Annotated in this window: 15 protein-coding genes; 5 read left to right on the top strand and 10 right to left on the bottom strand. The window is 69.6% G+C overall.

Translation table 11 applies throughout. The features are described from left to right. The 7 genes from D0D37_RS07080 to D0D37_RS07050 all read right to left on the bottom strand — a co-directional run bounded on the left by D0D37_RS07080 (position 1) and on the right by D0D37_RS07050 (position 8,853). Entirely contained in the window at positions 1 to 795 is a 795-nt protein-coding gene (locus D0D37_RS07080; RefSeq protein WP_116199712.1) for an SDR family oxidoreductase, read from the bottom strand. Then, positions 792 to 1,955, bottom strand: a complete 1,164-nt coding sequence (locus D0D37_RS07075) for a glycine C-acetyltransferase (protein WP_208719830.1) — start codon at positions 1,953 to 1,955, stop codon at positions 792 to 794. Before D0D37_RS07075 ends, D0D37_RS07080 begins: the two co-directional genes overlap by 4 nt. Further along, on the bottom strand, positions 1,952 to 2,503 hold the full coding sequence (locus D0D37_RS07070) for a cysteine hydrolase family protein (RefSeq protein WP_116199711.1): 552 nt from the start codon (positions 2,501 to 2,503) through the stop codon (positions 1,952 to 1,954). Before D0D37_RS07070 ends, D0D37_RS07075 begins: the two co-directional genes overlap by 4 nt. Next, complete coding sequence (locus D0D37_RS07065; RefSeq protein WP_116199710.1) at positions 2,500 to 3,828, bottom strand: MFS transporter; 1,329 nt, start codon at positions 3,826 to 3,828, stop codon at positions 2,500 to 2,502. The genes D0D37_RS07070 and D0D37_RS07065 overlap by 4 nt, the downstream gene beginning before the upstream one ends. Before the next feature lie 40 nt (positions 3,829 to 3,868). After that, on the bottom strand, positions 3,869 to 5,581 hold the full coding sequence (locus tag D0D37_RS07060) for a hydantoinase B/oxoprolinase family protein (protein ID WP_116199709.1): 1,713 nt from the start codon (positions 5,579 to 5,581) through the stop codon (positions 3,869 to 3,871). Next, positions 5,578 to 7,680: a hydantoinase/oxoprolinase family protein gene (locus D0D37_RS07055; protein WP_116199708.1), complete on the bottom strand. Its 2,103-nt coding sequence runs from the start codon at positions 7,678 to 7,680 to the stop codon at positions 5,578 to 5,580. Before D0D37_RS07055 ends, D0D37_RS07060 begins: the two co-directional genes overlap by 4 nt. 396 nt (positions 7,681 to 8,076) lie before the next feature. Beyond that, positions 8,077 to 8,853: an alpha/beta fold hydrolase gene (locus tag D0D37_RS07050; RefSeq protein ID WP_116199707.1), complete on the bottom strand. Its 777-nt coding sequence runs from the start codon at positions 8,851 to 8,853 to the stop codon at positions 8,077 to 8,079. Positions 8,854 to 8,919: 66 nt separating this feature from the next. On the opposite strand from D0D37_RS07050, the gene D0D37_RS07045 reads away from it, so the two are divergent. Further along, on the top strand, positions 8,920 to 9,339 hold the full coding sequence (locus D0D37_RS07045) for a MarR family winged helix-turn-helix transcriptional regulator (RefSeq protein ID WP_116199706.1): 420 nt from the start codon (positions 8,920 to 8,922) through the stop codon (positions 9,337 to 9,339). On the opposite strand, the gene D0D37_RS07040 is transcribed toward D0D37_RS07045, so the two are convergent. Continuing rightward, on the bottom strand, positions 9,282 to 10,280 hold the full coding sequence (locus tag D0D37_RS07040) for a helix-turn-helix transcriptional regulator (protein ID WP_116199705.1): 999 nt from the start codon (positions 10,278 to 10,280) through the stop codon (positions 9,282 to 9,284). The two genes, D0D37_RS07045 and D0D37_RS07040, sit on opposite strands and share 58 nt — an antisense overlap. A gap of 86 nt (positions 10,281 to 10,366) precedes the next feature. Between D0D37_RS07040 and D0D37_RS07035 the strand changes: the two genes are divergently transcribed. Continuing rightward, positions 10,367 to 10,765 carry a VOC family protein gene (locus tag D0D37_RS07035; protein WP_116199704.1) on the top strand — a complete coding sequence of 133 codons (399 nt, stop codon included), beginning with the start codon at positions 10,367 to 10,369 and terminating at the stop codon, positions 10,763 to 10,765. A gap of 388 nt (positions 10,766 to 11,153) precedes the next feature. Next, complete coding sequence (locus D0D37_RS07030) at positions 11,154 to 11,675, top strand: phosphoribosyltransferase family protein (protein WP_116199703.1); 522 nt, start codon at positions 11,154 to 11,156, stop codon at positions 11,673 to 11,675. Here D0D37_RS07030 and D0D37_RS07025 read toward each other — a convergent pair whose 3' ends face one another. Both D0D37_RS07025 and D0D37_RS07020 read right to left on the bottom strand, forming a co-directional pair. After that, on the bottom strand, positions 11,676 to 13,370 hold the full coding sequence (locus D0D37_RS07025) for a bifunctional diguanylate cyclase/phosphodiesterase (RefSeq protein WP_162834107.1): 1,695 nt from the start codon (positions 13,368 to 13,370) through the stop codon (positions 11,676 to 11,678). Between the two features lie 296 nt (positions 13,371 to 13,666). Continuing rightward, complete coding sequence (locus D0D37_RS07020; protein WP_116199701.1) at positions 13,667 to 14,575, bottom strand: SAM-dependent methyltransferase; 909 nt, start codon at positions 14,573 to 14,575, stop codon at positions 13,667 to 13,669. A gap of 135 nt (positions 14,576 to 14,710) precedes the next feature. On the opposite strand from D0D37_RS07020, the gene D0D37_RS07015 reads away from it, so the two are divergent. Further along, positions 14,711 to 16,339, top strand: a complete 1,629-nt coding sequence (locus D0D37_RS07015; RefSeq protein ID WP_116199700.1) for a thiamine pyrophosphate-binding protein — start codon at positions 14,711 to 14,713, stop codon at positions 16,337 to 16,339. Between the two features lie 137 nt (positions 16,340 to 16,476). Then, positions 16,477 to 17,925 carry an aldehyde dehydrogenase family protein gene (locus tag D0D37_RS07010; RefSeq protein WP_116199699.1) on the top strand — a complete coding sequence of 483 codons (1,449 nt, stop codon included), beginning with the start codon at positions 16,477 to 16,479 and terminating at the stop codon, positions 17,923 to 17,925. Positions 17,926 to 17,935 lie beyond the last annotated feature (10 nt).

Genomic DNA, 17,935 nt, shown 5'->3' with positions numbered 1-17,935 from the left:
TCAGCCGATGAGGTCGCCGCCGTTGATGTCGATCGCGGCGCCGGTGATGTAGGCCGCTCGGTCGGACGCGAGGAACGAGACGAGTTCGGCCACCTCCCAGGGCAGCCCGGCGCGCGGCACCGGGAACGACCGGGTGGCTTCGTCGAGCGCCGCGGCGGGAAGCAGGCCGCGGGCCATCGGGGTGTCGATCAGGCCGGGGCAGACGGCGTTGACCGTGATCCCGTCCGGCCCGCAGGTCTTGGCGAGATGCCGGGTGAGGCCGAGGACGCCGTGCTTGGCCGTCGTGTAATGCGCACCGCCCGCGGTACTGACCGTTTTGCCCGCGGTAGAGGAGAAGTTGACGATCCGGCCCCAGCCGGTGGTGCGCATCGCGGGCAATGCGCGCTGGCAGCACAGGAAAGTCCCGTGCACGCTGACCGCGAGGACGCGATTCCACTCGGCTTCGGTGATATCTTCAAACGCGGTCGGTGGTGCGATACCCGCGGCGTTGACCAGGATGTCGAGCCGGGCCTGCTCGGCCAGCACCGCGTCGAAGGCGCGGCCGACTCGATCCGCGTCCGTGACGTCCGCCGCGATCGACCTGATCCGTTCCGCCGGAACCGCGAGCGTGGCCGCCAGTTCTTCGCTGTCTCGCGCGGCGGGGTCGAATACCGCGACGGTCGCGCCCCGGCGGACCAGTGCGTGCACGGTCGCCAGGCCCATGCCGCTCGCGCCGCCGGTCACGACCGCGACCCGGCCGGCCAGCTCGCGGCTGTCGGCGCTGGTAGGAGCGCGGAGGTTTTCGACGGTGCTCATGCGGCCGCCACCAGTCCGCGCACGCGACCGAAGGCGGCGACTGCCCGTTCGAGGTGTTCTTGCGTGTGCGACGCCGAGACCTGTACGCGGATCCGCTCTTCGCCCGCCGGGACCACTGGGTGCGAAAGTGCGAACACGAGGACGCCCTCACGCCGTAGTGCCGCTGCAATATCAACGGCCAGCGTTCCGCCGCGCAGCATCACCGGGACGATCGGATGTTCGCCCGGCAGCACCTCGTACCCCAGATTCCGCAACGCGGTGCGGAGCCAGGAAGTGTTGGCGGCGAGGCGTTCCCGCAGTTCCGGACGGTGGGCGGCGAGCCGGATCGCGGTCAGTGCGGCCGCCGCCAGCGGAGGCGCCATCGCGTTGGTGAAGATGTACGGCCGCGAAACCTGGCGCAGGGTTTCAGTGACCGCGCGCGGCCCGGCGACGAAGCCTCCGGCCGCGCCGCCGAGCGCCTTGCCGAGTGTCCCCGTCACGAGGTCGACTTCGCCGGTCAGCCCGAAGTGCTCGGCGGTGCCGCCACCGAGCACGCCGGTCGCATGCGAATCGTCGACCAGCAGCACCGCGTCGTAACGCCGCGCCAGTTCGGCGAGCCGGGGGAGCGGGGCGAGGTCGCCGTCCATGCTGAACACTCCGTCGGTCACGATCAGCCGGTGCCGTGCGTCCGCGCTCTCGTTGAGATATCGCTCAAGCTCGTTGAGATCTGAGTGCGCGTAGACCTGCCGCCGGGCCCGCGCCAGCCGGATACCGTCGATCAGGCTGGCATGGTTGAGCGCGTCGCTGAAGATCACGTCGTCCGGACCGAGCAAGGCAGCGAAGACGCCGAGGTTCGCGTCGAAGCACGAGCTGTACAGCACAGCGTCCTCAGTGCCGACCAGTTCGGCGATGGCAGCTTCGAGTGCACTGTGGACACTCCGGGTGCCGCAGAGCACCCGGCCGGCGGCCACGCCGAGTCCTTGGTCGCGCATCGCTTCTTCGGCCGCGGCAAGGACTTCCGGGGAACCGGCGAGACCGAGGTAGTCGTTGGAGGCGAGGTTGACCAGCGTCTCGCCGTCCACGCCCAGCGTCGGCCCCTGTGCGCCGGAGACCACAAGGTCGCGCCGTAGCCGGCGTTGGCCGAGTTCGGTGCGGAGCCGGTCGAGCAACGCCGCGTTCACGGGGTGCCTCCAGCCCACTCGGCGCAGGACACGACCTCGAATCCCCGGCTGGGGAAGACCTTGTCCAGCAAGAAGTCGCTGACTTCTTGGTCTCCGTCGGCGCACCCGTCGCGCAGCACGGTCACCTGGTAACCGCGATCCGCCGCGTCGTAGCAGGTCGCGGTGACCATCGCGCTGGTCGCCACCCCGGCGACCGCGACCTCGCGGATCCCCCGGGCGCGGAGCACAAGGTCGAGGTCCGTGCCCGCGAACGCGCTGGCCCGGCGCTTCAGGACGACGACGTCCTCTTCGGCGACCGGCAGCGTCAATTCGGTGCCCGGCGAACCCTCGTGGAAGGCGTCTCCGGCGTTGAAGAACGAGCGGTACAGCGCGCCGTCAGGCAGGTCCGTTCCGTTGTCCCGCATGGCGAAGTGCACGAAGACGACGAGTGCGCCGGCTTCCCGGACCCGCGGCAGCAGGCCGGTGAGCGGAGCAACGACCCGGCGGGCGAACGGGTAGCCGTCCGTGATGCCCCGCTGGACGTCGCCGACGATCAGTGCAGTGGTCATGAAAGGTCCCCGTCCAGTCGTTCCATCCGCCGCCCGGTGGTGAGCAGGGCGGTCAGTCCCGCGGTCATGATGACCGCGATCGCCAGCAGCGCATAGGTGAAACTGCCGGTCGCCGACGCGACCGCGCCGGTGAAGTACGGGCCGATGAACCCGCTGAGGTTGCTGACCGAGTTGATCAGCGCGATCCCGGACGCGGCGGCCGCGCCGGTCAGCCCGATCGCCGGGATCCGCCAGAACTGCGGCATCGCGGTGAGAATCCCGGAGACGCTCAGGCAGACCGCGATCACGAACAGCGTGCCGCTGCTGGTGATCGTCGCCAGCAGCAGGCCGACAATACCGAGCGCCATGGGGATGGCAGTAGCGGTCACTGCGGTACGCCGGGCCGCGAACCGAGCCCACGCCAGCAGCGCCAGCAATGCCACCGCGTAGGGGATCGCGGACAACAGGACGCTGCTGACATCTCCGGCGCCGCCGATGCTGTGCGTGATGGACCGGAGCATCGTCGGCAGGAAGAACTGGAGCGGGTAAAGCCCGAACGCGATCGCGAACCACGTCACGGCCATGACCCAGACCCGGCGGCTGGTCAGCGCCTCGCGCAGCCCGGAAAGCGCACCGTGGGCCCGGTGTTCTTCGGCTTCGGCGGCCAGCGTCGCCTCGATCGCGGCCTTCTCGTCGTCGTCGAGCCAGCGGGCGGTGGCCGGGCGGTCGGGAAGGAAGACGAAGATGAGGACGCTGACCGCGACCGTCAGCAGGCCTTCGACCAGGAACAGCGCCCGCCAGCCCGCGATGCCGAACAGTTGCCGGCCCCATTCGAGCAGCGCGGCGGCCAGCGGCGAGCCGATGATCGAGGCCACCGGTGTCATCAGGAAGAACGCCGACAACGCCCAGGACCGCTGGCGGCGCGGGAACCACAGAGTCAGGTACAGCAGGATCCCGGCGACGAGCCCGGCCTCGGCGAACCCGAGCAAAAGCCGCGCCAGATACAGCGTCGCGGCCGAATTGACCGTCGCGGTGGCCGCGGTGACCAGGCCCCAGGTGATCATGATGCGCGCGATCCATTTCCGCGCGCCGAACCGCCGCAGCGCCAGGTTGCTCGGCACCTCGACGAGGATGTAGCCGATGAAGAACAGTCCGGCGGCGAGCCCGATCTGGCCGGTGCTCAGGTGCAGGTCGCGCGACATCGGGGCGGCGAGATAGCCGACGTTGGCGCGGTCGATGTAGCTGGCCACGTAGGCGAGACCGACCAGCGGGATGATCCGGATGCCCGCTTTCCGCCAGGTGCTCGGTGCGACAGTGCTCCGGCCCGCGGCGACATGGGAACTCATGGCGAAGTCCGATCTGTCGGGGAATGGGAATGGTGGTGCGTCAGCGCGCCCCGCCGCGTGCGGCGGCGGTGGCGGCCCGGTCGATCCCCCCGTCGGCGATGACGACGCCGTAGTCCCGTTCGGCCCCCTCGCGGGTGACCTTGCCGTCCAGGACGTCTTCGAGCACCCGCTCCGGCTCGCGGCCGAACGGATGTCCGTGGCCGCCCCCGCCCGCGGTCACGTGCCGGTGCCGGGCGCCGGCGGTCATGGCGAAGTGCGGTTTGGACTCCAGCACGCGTTCGTCCGGCCCGCCTCGGTCGAGCACGTTGAGCGACGGAGTCCCCGGCGCGCCGCCGGACAGCCCGTACGGCAGGAACTTCCGCCGGTCGGACCGGATCTGCACGCTGGCCTCGGGAGCCAGCAGCGTCATGTCGCGGAACGTCGCGAGCCCGCCGCGCCATCGTCCCGCGCCGCCGCTGTCGGGCAGGTAGCCGTAGCCGTCGATGCGGAGGTGGCCGGAGCGTTCGAGTTCTTCGACCGGCGTGTTGGTCAGGTTCGCGCCCAGCGAGCTGATCCCGTCGACGCCGTCGCGGTCGGGCCGGGCGCCCCACGCGCCGGCGAGCGGATCCCACAGCACCATGGACGCGCCGTCCGGCCCGACGAGACCGATCGCGATGCCGTCCGGGCCGCCTTCGCCCGCGGCCGGCACCCGGTCCGGGAACACCGGCGCGAGCGCGCCGAGCACCGCGTCGATGATCCGGAAGCCGACCAGCCCGCGCGCGCCGCGAGCGGCCGGGCGCTGTCCATTGAGGATGGACGCTTCCGGGATGACGAAGCTGAACGGCCGGTAGAAGCCGCTGTTCGCCGGAATGTCAGAGGCGAGGACGCCTTGCAGCGCGGCGTAGGCGGCGGAGCGGGTGAACGATTCGGTCGCGTTGAGCGCGGAGGCGACCTGCGGCGAGGAACCGGTGAAGTCGAGTTCGATCCCGGACTCCGACAGCGTCGCCTTGACGCGGATCGGGATCGGCCCGGAGCCGAGGCCGTCGTCGTCGATGTGATCGGTGAACTCGTACGTGCCGGGCACGGCTTCGGCGAGCGCGGCGCGCAGCAGGGTTTCGGAGTAGTCGAGCAGTTCGTCGATCAGCTCGGAGAGCCGTTCGACGCCGTGCCGCGCGGCGAGGGCGCGCAGGCCCTCGGCTCCGGTGTGGCAGGCGGCCAGCTGGGATTCGAGGTCGCCGCGCAGAAGCTCCGGTTCGCGGACGTTGCGCAGCAGCACGCGCAGGAAGGTTTCGTTCGTGGTGCCGGCGTCGATCAGCCGCGACGGTGGGATCTGAATTCCCTCGGCAAAGATATTAGTCGACTGGACTGCCATCGACCCGGCCGCCCAGCCGCCGACGTCGGTGTGGTTGACGACGGTGACCGCGAAGCCGAGCAGCGTTTCTCCGGTGAACACCGGGGAAACCGCGAAGATGTCCGGCAGGTGCATGCCGCCGAGCGACGGGTCGTTGAGCAGGTAGAGGTCGCCGGGCCGGACCGAATCGCCGAACTCGGCGAAGATCGCCTCCATCGCGTCCGGAATGGACCCGAGGTGCACCGGCAGTGTGTTCGCCTGGGCGATCACCCGGCCGCGGGCGTCGCACAGCGCGGCGGAGAAGTCCATGCTGGACGCGACGAGCTGAGAATGCGCGGTGCGCAGGATGGTGATCGCCATTTCGTCGGCGATCCCGGTGACGGCGTTGCGGAAGACCTCGAACGTCACGGCGTCGCGGATCATGCGGCACTCCAGGTGATCACGATGTTGTTGAACCGGTCGCGGTGCGCTTGGGCGCCGGGCGGGACCAGGGTGGTGGCGTCCATGTCCTCGATGATCATCGGCCCGTCCGCTGGCTCGGCGCCGAGCGCGGACCGGGTGATGACGGGTGCGGAAACTGTTTCAGCGAAACGGCATTCGCGGGTCTTCGGTGCGGTGGTGTCGGTATCGGTCTCGGTCTCGGTATCGGTATCGGGGAGGGCCAGTACGTCCGAAATGGACACTGGGGTCGGCTGCCTTCCGCGCACCCGGAGATTGACCGGTTCGACCAGATCGTCGGTACCGGCGCGGCCGTAAGTGCGCTTGTGTTCGGCGTGGAACCGGGCTCGGGTCTCGGCGAGCAGGTCTTCGGTGAGTTCGCCGTCGGGAACGCGGATTCGCAGCTCGAATCGCTGGCCGCGGTAACGCAGGTCCAGCAGCCGGTCCACGACCGCGTCTTCGCCGAGTTCCTCGCGCACCTTTTCGGCCAGCCGAGCGAATTCCTTGGCGAGCGCTGGTATCTCAGCGAACTCGGCGCGGTACGGCGAGAGTTCGTGCCGTTCGGTGTCGGCGACGAGCAGGCCGAGACTGCTGAACAGCCCGGGGTGCACCGGCACGAGCACAGTGTCGATACCCAATTCGCGGGCCAGCGCGGCGGCGTACAGCGGACCCGCGCCGCCGAACGCGACCATCGTGGCCTCTCGCGGATCCCTGCCTCGTTCGCTGGTCACCGCTTTGACCGCGGTTGTCATACTGGAGACGGCGACCTGATATGCCCCGCGGGCGGCTCCTGATATGTCATCGCCGAGCTGTTCGGCCACTGTGGACAGTGCTTTTTCGGCAAGGTCCGGATGAATCGCGACGCGGCCGCCTGCCAGCGACCGCGGGCTGAGATATCCAAGCGTGACGTTGGCATCCGTCAGGGTCGGCAGTTCGCCGCCCTGGCCATAGCAGGCCGGCCCTGGACGTGACCCGGCGCTCGTCGGCCCGACGTGGAGCGCGCCGGCGGGATCGACCGAGATGATGCTGCCGCCGCCGGAACCGACCTCGGCGATGTCGATCGACGGAGCCCGCACCGGGTGGCCGGCCCCGGAACTGAGCCCGCGCGCCACATTCATCCCGCCGCCGACCTCGTAGTCCGCCGAGACGAACGGTTCCCCGTGCTCGATCAGCGAGGCTTTCGCCGTGGTTCCGCCCATGTCGAAGGCGACGACTGTGGACAGACCGATCAGCTGCGCCAGCTTCTGCACTGCGGTGACACCGGCCGCCGGGCCGGACTCGATGATCTGCACCGGCCGCTGCGCGACCGAAGCGGCATCGAGCAATCCGCCGCTGGACTGCATGACCAGCAGCGGCGCGTGGACGTTTTCCGCGCGCAGTCCCGCTTCCAGCCGGGTGAGGTAACCGTGCACCGCCGGGCCGACGTACGCGTTGACCGCGGCCGTGCTGGTGCGTTCGAACTCGTGCGGCTGCGGGGAAACGTCGACCGACGCGGTGACGTAGACGTCCGGCAGTTCGGTGCGCAGCAACTCGGCGACCCGGCGCTCCTCGTCCGGCCGGACGTAGGAGTTGATCAGGCATACGGCCACCGCTTCGATGCCGTCCGCGCGCAATTGCCCGGCCAGCGCACGGACTTCGTCCTCGTCGGTCGCGGGGGAGAGCTGCCCGTCGGCGGCGATGCGCTGGTCGAGTTCGTAGCGATTCCTGCGGCGGGCCAACGGTTCCGGCTTCGACCAGGACAGGTCGTAGAGCGCCGGACGCCGCAGCCGCCCGATTTCCAGCACGTCGCGAAAGCCCCGGGTGGTGACTACCGCGGTCCGGACGCCGCTCATCGACAGGATCGCGTTGGTGGCCACGGTGGTGCCGTGCAGCATCGCGACCACCGACTCCGGTTGCGTACCGGCGGACGACAGCACCGCGGTCGTCGCCGTCACGACGCCCGCGCCGTAGTCGGGCGGCGTCGACGGGACCTTCATCGGGACGATCTCCCCGTCCGGGCCCAGCGCGATGACGTCGGTGAACGTGCCGCCGATGTCGGCGCCGACCCGCCAGCCGGCCGGTCGAGGATCGTGACTGCGAGGCACTGCGATCTCCTTCGTTCAGCGAGCGACTGGGATCACAGTAGGTGTGAGTTGAGATATCAGCAAGCAGTAGTTGCCATTTTTTAATCCGCAACTGGTCGTAGTACGGGAGGGCTGAAGGTCTGGTCGGGATCTAGTTTCGGGGAGACGTTTAGCGCTTTGACCTGCTAGTTCTGGGTCGCGCTTGGCTACCGCAGACTGGAAAGCTCATCGATGGCTGGCGATCGTCGCGCGTCGGTGACGGGTAGTTCCTCTGAGGACTGCAGTTTACGGTGCGCGTTCGGCGTGGAGCAGACGGTGAGTGTTGCGCTTGGAAGTGCGGGGCTGCGGGCCGCTTTTGGTCCGGGAACTAGGGGAGGCGTTCGGCCAAGGGTTCGCGGTGCGACCCACCTTCGAGGGCTAGAACCCGGCTTCTGCGGGCTTTCCGTCAAGAGCGAGCAGTGCGTCGAGCAGTTCCTCCGGAGTTTCGACCTGCGGCAAATGCCCGGTACGAGGCAGCACGGTGAACGTCGCCCCGGGGATCGCGGCGGCGAAAGCCGTGCCGTACTGCGGGTCGGCGATGCGGTCGCTTTCGCCCCACAGGACATGGACCGGCGTCTCCGCTTTGCCCAGCCGTTCGGCCAGGGTCGGGTCGGCCATCGTCGGGCCGGTGTAACCGACCAGCGCCACGACGTCCGGGCTCGGGCCGGTGCTGCCGGGCGGCGGGGTCGGTGCCTTCGCCGGGTCGTGGAACGAGAACTGCTGGATCTCGGCGACCGTCTTGCCGCGGACGTCGGCCAGTGGATGGCCGTCGACCTCGATGCCGATGCCGTCGAGGATCACCGCGCGGCTGACGCGCGGGCTGTGCAGCAGGGCGATTGCGGCGGCCAGCCAGCCGCCGAAGGAGTTGCCGACCACGGTGACGTTCGAGGCGTCGAGGTGGTCAAGCATCGTGACGTACGCCTTGGCCAGCGCGGTGACGTCGGTGAGTTCGGCGGCTTTCGGCGTGCCGCTGAAGCCGGGATGGGTGGGCAGCAGCACTCGCGAGCGCGTGCGTTCGGCCAGGAGGTCGGCGAAACCGGCCATCGTCGCGACGCCGCCTCCGCCGTGCAGGAGCAGGAACGTCTGGGTGCGGTCGCGGTCCTGGACGGTGAACTCGACCGGGCCGGCGAGTTGGAGGGTCTTGGCGGACGTCATATCAGGAACCTTATATAAGGAAGTTGAGATAAGCAAGCTGTCTTGAAGCGGGTAGGCTCCTCGGTCATGAGGTACCGCCACGCCGACGTCGCACTGGCCGTCAAGCGCCTGCAGCACCGCCATCACCGTGCGCTGAGTCAGGCGTTGCAGCCGCTCGGCCTGTCGCTGGTGCAGTGGGACACGTTGCGGCACTTGGACAATCACCCGGAGGCGTCGCTGCACGACCTCGCCGTGCTGACTTTCCAGACCGACCAGTCCTTCGGCACGCTGGCCGCGCGGATGGTCGACCGCGGCCTGATCGAGCGGGTGCCCGGGCCGGGCCGCGCGGTGCGGCATCGGTTGACGGAGAAGGGCGCGGAGCTGCGGGCGGCGGGGCAGGAACTCGCGGACGTCGTGGTGAAGGCGTCGTTCAACCGGCTTTCGGCGGCTCAGCTCAACGAGTTGGGCGCGCTGCTGGATGTCGCGCTGGAGTCTGATCCGGCGTAACCAGTCAGGCGGTCGGCGAGGGCGCGCATCTGGTCGCGGAGGGCGTCGGGCTGCTCGATGACGAACGGCCGGTCGAGCGCGGCGAGTCGCGGCGGGATCCAGTCGAGCCGTTCGGCCCGGATCCGCGCCCGCGTCCATGGGCCGTCTGCCTCCAGGATGGCGATGGACGGCGGGAACACCGCGCGGATCTCCTCCGCCGCAGCGCGTATCCGCACGGATACGGCATGCCGATGCGGTGCTTCGGCGATGCCGGTGAGAACCTGCTGCGTGGGGTCGAAATCCGTTGGGGCGCTGAAGGTTCCGTCCTGCGGTTCGGCCCGCTCGATGCGGTCGACGCGGAACGTGCGCACCTGTCCGGCACTTGAGTCGAAGCCGGTGAGATACCAACGGCCGGAATGTGCCACGACACCGTACGGCTCGACGACGCGTTCGCTGCTTCGTCCGTGGGCCGCGGTGTAGGCGATCTTGACCGGACGCTGGTCGCGTGCTGCCTCGGCGACCGCGAGAAGCACTTCGGCCTCGGCGGTGAGCGAGGCACGCGCGGGTGCGGTGAAGTCGGCGACCTCCAGCAACGCGTCGAGCCGACGGCCGAGCGCTTCGGGCAGTACCCGGCGGACCTTCGCGACCGCGCTTTCCGCAGCCGCCACCGACGTGGTGACCAGCCCCGCGCGCCGACCGGCGACCAGCCCGAGCAGGACCGCGAGCGCCTCCTCGTCGGTGAGCATCAGCGGCGGCATCCGGTAGCCGGGGGCGAGCCGGTACCCGCCGTAGCGGCCGCGCACGGAGCGGACCGGAATGTCCAGGTCAAGCAGGTGCTCGACGTACCGGCGGACGGTGCGCTCGTCCACGCCGAGCCGCCCGGCGAGTTCGGCGACGGTCCGGGTGCCGCCGCCCTGGAGGATCTCCAGCAGGGCCAGCACGCGGGCGATCGGCCGGGTCATGCGGAGAATTCTCGCAATACCGGGCGGATCCTGTCCACTATTGCTCCTAGCGTGGCCACCAAGCAACCAGAGAGAGGAACTTGGCCGTGCAGCTGACTTCAGTCCGGATCATCACCGGCGACATCGACCGTCTGACGTCCTTCTACGAGCAGGTGACCGGGCTCGTGGCGAGCAGGCCGGCGAAGCAGTTCGCCGAGTTCGTCGGCGAGACCGCGACGCTGGCGATCGGCAGCGCCGAGACGATGACGCTGTTCAGTGCGGGTGCGGCGGTGCCGCAATCGAACTGGACCGTCATCCTGGAGTTCCAGGTCGAGGACGTGGACCGAGAGTTCGCGCGGCTGCGGCCGCTGCTGCCGGAGGTGGTGCAGGAGCCGACGACGATGCCGTGGGGCAACCGTTCGCTGCTGTTCCGCGATCCGGACGGCAATCTGGTCAACCTGTTCGCGCCGCAAACCGAGGAGGCCCGCGCCCGGCTCGCGAGGTGACCGGGGAATGGCCTCGGCTGACCGCGGCGTGACTCGCTAGGTGACGGGGCTATCGCGTTGCGCGATCGCCGGGTGGCGTGAGGTGGCGGGGAGATCGTCTCGTCCGGCTGCGGCGTAACTCGCTAGGTGACGGAGCTATCGCGTTGCGCGATCGGTGGATGGTGCGAGGTGGCGGGGAGATCGCGGCGCCCGGCCGCGGCGGGACGTGCCAGGTGACAGGGCAATTACCTGGCACGATCGCTGGGCGGCGCGAGGTGACGCGGAGATCGTGGCGCGCGATCGCTGGGTGCCTCGCTAGGTGAATCACCTCGCGCGATCCTTGGTCGGCGCGTCAGGCGGTGGCGAAATCGCCTCGCCCGACTGCCGGGCGAGGCGTCAAGATCGCCGCATGACACGTGCTCTTCTGCTGGACCGCTTCCGCTGGGTCGACGGACACGCCGACCTCTGGCCGGTTTTCCGCGACGCGACGGCGTTCGCCGAGGTGGTCAAGGCGCTGGCCGAGCCGTTCCGGGACGCGGACGTGACCGCGGTGTGCGGGATCGAATCGCGGGGATTCCTGCTCGGCGGGGCGGTGGCGCTGGAACTGGGCGTCGGGTTCGCCGCGATCCGGAAGGCGGCCGGGATGTTCCCCGGCGAGAAGCTGACCCGCGAAACGGACCCGGACTACCGGGGTTTCCGGCATACCTTGCGGTTGCAGCGATCGGCGCTGTCGTCCGGCGACCGGGCGCTGTTGGTGGACGACTGGATCGAGACGGGGAGTCAGGCGCTGGCCGTTCGTGATTTGGTGGTGGAGGCGGGTGCGGAACTGGTTGGCTGTGCGGTGCTGGTCGACCAGCTCAATCCAGCGATGCGGCGGCGTCTCGGGAAGCTGCATGCGTTGCTGACCGCGGATGAACTGCCGGAATGCTGACTACTGCTGGGAAAGCAGCACCGGCGACCGATCACCCATCTCCTTGCCACCGCGAAGAATCTGCGCCCGCCCCGCACCCGGCCAGCTGTTGACCCAGCTCGAACCCGCGATCCCTTTCGCCTGCTTCTTCAACGGCGCCAGCAACCGCGCGCTTTCGCGATACGAACCCGCTGACGCACCGGTCTGGACAAGGCTCGCCAGGGAGAGCGTTACCGGCACCCCGTCGACGGACCAGCCGTGGCCGAGGACGGCGTCCGCGAGTGACGTGATGTCCTCGACGCCGCACACGACCAGGAAATCGTCTCCGCCGACGTGCCCGACGGTGACGTCTCCGAGCCGCCGGGCGTGGTCGGTCAGGGCTCGGCCGATGGCGCGGATCAGGTCGTCGCCCGCGGCGAACCCGGCGGTGTCGTTGAGGCGCTTGAAGTGGTCGATGTCCAGCCAGGCCACGACAAACGGCCGTCCGGCGCCCGCTCGGCGGGCAACGTCCTGGGCGATCGCGTCGCTCCCGGGCAGCCGGGTGAGCGGGTTGAGCGCGACCGCGGCCTCGACCTTCACCGCGGCCATCCGGCGCATCACCTCGTTCGGCCGCACCACCCCCTGGTACCGGCCGGATGCGTCAGTGACCACTAGGTCGTCGCCGCTGTGCTCGGCTCCGCCGTCGGCGATGATTTCGAGCAGTTCGCGGGTACCGGTGTCGATTCGGACCAGCCGCGGCGGGCCGGCCAGTTTCGCGGCGGGTTTGCCCGCGTACAGCGCGTGTCCGTACCGGCCGGTCACCGCGAGCAGGAAGCGCATCCGGTCGATAGTCCACTGTGGACGCGCTTGCTGGTCCAGCCCGACGATGGCTTTCGGCGCGTGCTCGGCGGACAGGATCGCGTGGACGTCGTCGCACGTCGCGTCGTCCGGCAGGGTTTTGGCTTGGCGGAGGAATTCGGGGATCCGCAGTCCGGCGGCGGGCGAGACCACCATGGTGCCCGGCTGGTCGCCTCGTTCGGCGGTGGGCAGCACCCGCTCGGGAGCGGCGGTGGCGAACAGATTCCCTTGCACCAGCCGGATTCCGGCCCGCCGGGCGACGTCGAGTTCCGCGTCGTTCTCGATTCCCGTCGCGACGAGCCGCAGATCGGTCTGCGTCGCGAACTGCACCAGCGCCTCGACGAGCGCGACGGTCGCCGCGTTCGCCGGGAGTCGTCGTAGCGTCGCGCGATCCAGCTTGATCATCTCGATCGGCGCTTCGGCGAGGAGGTTCATCGGCAGGCCCGCGGCGCCGAGCCGGTCGAAGGCCAGCCGGAAGCCGAGGTCGCGGAGTCGGTGCAGGCCCTGCAGCAGGGTGCCCGGGTTCGGGATGGCGAGCGGTGCGGTGATTTCCAGTACGACGTCGGCGGGTCGGCGACCCGTGCGTTCCAAGGTCTGGAGCAGCGGGATGAACCGCTCGGCGGGCGCGCCGGCGGTGCTGGCGCTCAGGTTGAGATGCAGCGAAACCCCGGCCGTGGTCCGCGGGACCGCCGCGGCCGCGCGTGCCGCCAGGTCGAGGTCGGCGTCGATCAGCTGGGCCTGGTCGCCCGCCGCGTCGAGCAGATCCTGGACCCAGCCCGCCGCCGGATGCCCGACCGCTTCGACTGCGACAGCCGAGCCGCTGTAGAGGCTGTACAGCGGCTCGAAGGCGAAACGGACCTGGTCGGCAGGGGCGAGCACTCGCAAATCCTCGCCCGGAACGCACGGATCTCCACAAAACCGTTATCTCCCGTTGACCTTCCCGGTCGGCGGCCGAACCGGAAATCTCTTCGGGATCGGGGGCTGTGCTTGGGATTCGCGACCGCGAGGAGCAAACCCTCGGTATGGCCCGTGACCACCATCACAAATCGGCCACGGAGCAGGTGTGACCAGCCGTGATGGCTCGGCCACGGCCCAGGTGGCTCGCGGCGAGGAGGACGCGGCGTGCCGTGTGGGCTGCGGAGTCCGTGAGGGTTCCCCTCACGGCACGCGATGCGCTAGGGCAATGCGCCGGTGATGTACCGAAGGTCGCCCATGCGCAGATCGTCGTCCTGCAGCGGCGGCAGGCCGTTGGCGGCGAGCAGCTCCCGGACAGTGCTTCCCTGCACCGCCCAGCCGAGTCCGGTCAAGTAGGGAGCCGCTTCGTTGCGCTCGCCGAAGTACCGCAGCCTCGTCATGTCGGTGTCGAAACCCTCGCCGCGCCATTGCTCGGAGATGCGGTCGAGGCGCTCCTTCGTTTTGTCCTCTTCGCCGGGACGAGGGTTGGGCCGGTTTTCGGTGGCGACCCGGCTTCCCGGCGCGCTGAGTTCGGTGATGGTGTCCAGCAAGCGATCTTGCGCTTCGGGCGGCAGATATCCCAGCAGTCCTTCGGCGCTCCACGCGGTCGGCCAGGCCGGGTCGAAACCGGCGGCGTGCAGTGCGGCGGGCCAGTCGTCGCGCAGGTCGACGGCGACCGGTCGCCGGTCAGCGGTGGGCTCGGCGCCCAGTTCGGCCAGGGTGCGGGCCTTGAACTCGACCACCGGCTCCTGGTCGATCTCGTACACCACGGTCCCGTTCGGCCAGGGCAGCCGATAGGAGCGCGAATCCAGTCCGGACGCCAGGATCACGGCCTGGGTGATGCCCGCGCCGGCCGCGTCGAGGAAGAACTCGTCGTAGAACTTGCCGCGGATCTTGGCCGCGTCGATCCAGATCTGCCCGACGAGGTTGCCGGAGGCCGTCTCGCCGGACGCCAGTTTGGCGAGCAGGTCGACGCCGACTGCCTGGACGAGCGGTTCGGCGAACCGGTCCGAGAACAGCGTGCCGTCCTCGCGGGTCGCGATCGCCCGGGCCGCCGCGGCCATGGTCGCGGTCGCGCCGACGCTGGACGCCAGATCCCAGGTGTCTCCGTCGTGCCGGGCAGAAGTCATTGAGCCGCCTTGCCTTTCGCCGGGTGCCGGGACCGTAACCTACTCCGATCCCGACACCGTGTCGCACAGTCCGCCGGGTTTCTTCCGTCGCCGCGTCGGAGCGCTCAGCCTGGCGCGCTGCGTAACGTGCTGGGCATGACGGCTGCCGCGCGGTTGCTGGAAACCTTGGCGCAGTGGGGAGTCGAGCGCGTTTTCTGCTGTCCCGGCACCAGTGAGATACCAGTGCTCGACGCTGTTGCCACCAGGCGAGGCGGACCCGAGTTCGTGCTGACCACCCACGAGGCGATCTCGGTGTCCATGGCCGACGGCTACGCGCGCGCCTCCGGACGGATCGGCGTGGCCTACCTGCACACGAACGTCGGAGTCGCGAACGGCTTGGCGCATCTGTACGCGGCGCAAGTCGCGCGCAGCAGCGTCGCGATTCTCGCCGGGATCAAGGGAACGGCGACCCTGCCGCACCGCGCGTTGACGACGTCGCCGCGATTGCTCGAAACGGCCGCGCCGTACGTGGGTCACGCCTGGCAGAACCTTCGCGCCGAAGACTTGCTAGAAGATGTCAGTCGGACGCTGTGGCATACCACGGTCGTTCCGGAGCAACCGGCGATTCTCACGATCCCGCAAGACCATTTGGCCGCGGAAGCCGGCGTCGCGCCTCCGGTCCGCTGGGGTGCGCGGCAGAGCCCCGCCGCGGAGGCCGTTCGACACGCGAGCGCGCTGCTCGATGCGGCGCGGCGGCCGGTGGTCGTGGCGGGCTCGGATGTCGCCCGGCGAAGGGCCGAGGCCGACTTGGAACGGTTGGCCGAACGGCTCGGCGCACCGGTGTTCGTCGAGTCCCGGCGAGACCTCGAACGATGGTCCTTCCGCACGGATCATCCGCTCTACGCCGGATTGTTCGAGCCTCGCGCGCCGTTGCTGGCGGAAGCCGATCTGTTGGTGCTGGCCGGAATGCCGACGCCGTTGGAGTTCTCGGCCGAGGTCCCGGCGCTGCCGCCTGGCGTGCCGATCCTGCATCTCTCCGAAGACCCCGCCGAGCCTGGCCGCCGGTATGTCCCAGCCGGGGCCGTCGTCGGCGACACCGCGGCGGTGCTGCGCGGACTGGCCGAAGGGGTTCGTCCGGAGTGCGTGCCGTCGCGGAGTGAGTGGCTTGCCCGGGTGCGGAAGGACAGTGAGGAACGACGTGCCCGCTGGGAAGCCGAAGTGCCGTGGGATGGGGAGTTCAGTGCCGCGTTGGCGATGCGCACCCTCGCGAAGGTCATTGGCGGGGAACGTCTGCTGGTCCTCGACGCGGTGACCTCGACGCTGCCGTTGCTGCGCTTTCTTCAACGCACGCGCGCGGATTCGCTGTTCGCCACTGCGAGCGGTTCGCTCGGCTGGGGCATGGGTGCTGCGGCGGGTGTGGCGATGGCGCGGCGCGAGCGCGTACTCGCGGTGGTCGGCGACGGCGTGGTCCAGTTCGGCGTGCCCGCGTTCTGGACGGTGGTACGTCATCGGCTGCCCGTGACATATCTCGTGGTGAACAACGGAAAGTATCAAGCCGTGGTCGCTGGCCTGGTGAAAAGCGGAGGCGCGGCGGCCGAGCGAGGGGAGTATCCGCTTACGGACATCAGCGGCGTTGAGATATCAGCACTGGCGATGGCGTTCGGCATGAAGGCGACGACGGTCGACGGAGCCGCCGGGCTGCGGGCTGCTCTCGCCGAGGACCAGGGCCCGGAGGACGGTCCGCGGCTGATCGAGGTCCGGGTGAACGACCGGTTGTGGCAGTGACTCCGACCGCCTGATTCCGACACGGTGTCCAGTCGCGGGTGCGGGATTTGCGTCGCCGAGGCGATGAAGCGAGGGCTCTCGCCGACCTAGCATCGCGGCGATCTCCGCACCCGCACCAGGATTGGCAGGCGACGACGATGGCCCGGTGGGATCTCAGCGAGGCAGACGGGCATATCTACTCCGGGGGTTGGCGTGCCGGAGGGGGAGGCACGCAACCGGTTATCTCGCCGGGCGACGGCGGGAAGGTGGGCTTGGCGGGGATCGCCGATCAGCATGACGTCGAACGGGCCGGAGCACGCGCCGCCAAGGCACAGGCCGAGTGGAGCCGAGCCTCGTACCGCGTGCGCGCCGACGTCCTCACCCGGGCCGCGGACGCGTTGCGCGACATCCGCGCGGACGTCGAGGACGTGCTCGTGCGCGAAAGCGGCTCGCTCCCCGCGAAGGCGAAGCACGAGGTCGACAAAGCGATCGACGAGCTGATCGCCGCGGCCGGGCTGGTGACGATCTCGCAGGGAGACCTTCTCCCGGTGGAAGACCCGGCGACGCTGGGCCTGGCGCGGCGGATCCCGGTCGGCGTCGTCGGGGTGATCGCGCCCTGGAACGCGCCGTTGATGCTCGCGATGCGCTCGGTCGCCCCGGCGATTGCGCTCGGCAATGCGGTGCTGGTCAAGCCGGACGTGAAGACCGCCTTCTCCGGCGGCGCGGTGCTCGCGCGGATCTTCGAGCAAGCCGGTCTGCCTGACGGCGTGCTGCACGTTCTGCCCGGCGGTGCCGCAACCGGCGAGGCGGTGGTGCGGTCGCCGCACACGAACGCGATCTCGTTCACCGGCTCGTCCGCCGCGGGTCGTCGGGTCGGCGAAGTCGCGGGCGGCCTGCTCAAACGGGTAGTGCTCGAACTCGGCGGCAACAACGCGTTCATCGTGCTGGCGGACGCCGATCTCGACCGTGCCGCGGCCGGTGGTGTCGGCGGAACTTTCCGGCACCAGGGCCAGATCTGCATGGCCACCGGACGGCATCTGGTGCACGAAAGCATCGCTGACGAGTACGTCGAACGGCTCAAAGCTGCGGCGGAGAAGCTGCGGCTCGGCGACCCGAAGGCACCCGGAACAACACTCGGACCGCTGATCACGACCGCGCAGGCCGAACGGGTGCACGGCATTGTCGAGGCCGCGGTCGCCGGGGGCGCGCGGGTCGTACACGGAGCCACGCACGACGGCGCGTTCTACCAACCGACTGTGCTGGACGGCGTAACAGTTGACAATGCAGCTTTCCGCAGTGAGATCTTTGGCCCGGTCGCCCCGGTAACCCGCTTCTCGACCGAAGAAGAAGCACTCGAACTCGCCAACGCGACCGAATACGGCCTGTCCGCGGCGATCCACAGCCGCGACGTCGCGCGCGCTCTCGGCTTCGCTTCCCGGTTGCGCGCCGGGATGGTCGCGCTCAACGGCCAGACCATCTACGACGCCGCACACATCCCGATGGGCGGCCTCGGCGCGTCCGGCAACGGCGGACGGCACGGCGGGCACTGGAACCTGGACGAGTTCACGTACTGGCAATGGGTGACGGTTCCGACCATCGCGCGCTGAGCGTTCTCCG

Origin of the sequence: Amycolatopsis circi, assembly GCF_003385235.1 — a bacterium.
Taxonomy (GTDB): Bacteria; Actinomycetota; Actinomycetes; order Mycobacteriales; family Pseudonocardiaceae; genus Amycolatopsis; species Amycolatopsis circi.
The sequence above is the reverse complement of the archived record's forward strand: the minus strand, read 5'-3'. Positions and strand labels throughout refer to the sequence as shown.